At 42.1% G+C, this 656-nt stretch carries 1 pseudogene; it reads left to right on the top strand.

The features are described 5' to 3' along the window. A pseudogene (locus ACPC57_RS11600) lies at positions 1-656 on the top strand (ISL3 family transposase); the annotation flags it as partial.

Genomic DNA, 656 nt, shown 5'->3' with positions numbered 1-656 from the left:
TAAAATCCCTTATCTAGAATGTGCTGGATATAAGACATTGATTCGGTTAAGGAAACGTCGTTTCCGCTGTCAGAATTGCAGGAAAATAGCTGTCGCAGAAACTTCCCTAGTCAAGAAGAATCAATCAAATACCAGCTATTGTCAACCACAAAATTGCCCAAAAACTGATTGAGAAGCTATCTATGACAACCATTGCGGAAAGCTTAGCAGTATCCACCTCTACGGTCATTCGTAAACTAAAAGAATTTCAGTTCAAGACAGACCTGAACTGTCTTCCAACCAATATGAGCTGGGATGGATATAGCTTCAAGAAGGGAAAAATGAGCTTCCTTGCTCAGGATTTTGACTCCCTTACTATCTTAGCTATTCTAGATGGACGGACTCAAGCAACCATTCGTAATCACTTCCTCCGCTATTCCAGACAGGTTAGAAACCGCGTCAAAGTCATCAACTATGGACGACATATTTAGCGCCTACTACGATATCGCTAAAAAGCTATTCCCAAACGCTAAAATCGCCCCCGATCGCTTTCATATCGTCCAACATCTGAGCCGGGCCATGAATCGTCTACGTGTCCAGATTATGAATCAGTTTGACAGAAAATCTCATGAATACAGGGCACTCAAACGCTACTGGAAACTCATCCAACAAGATAG

The sequence above is a fragment of the Streptococcus sp. VTCC 12886 genome (assembly GCF_049893425.1).
GTDB classification, from domain to species: domain Bacteria; phylum Bacillota; class Bacilli; order Lactobacillales; family Streptococcaceae; genus Streptococcus; species Streptococcus suis_AA.
The sequence above is the reverse complement of the archived record's forward strand: the minus strand, read 5'-3'. Positions and strand labels throughout refer to the sequence as shown.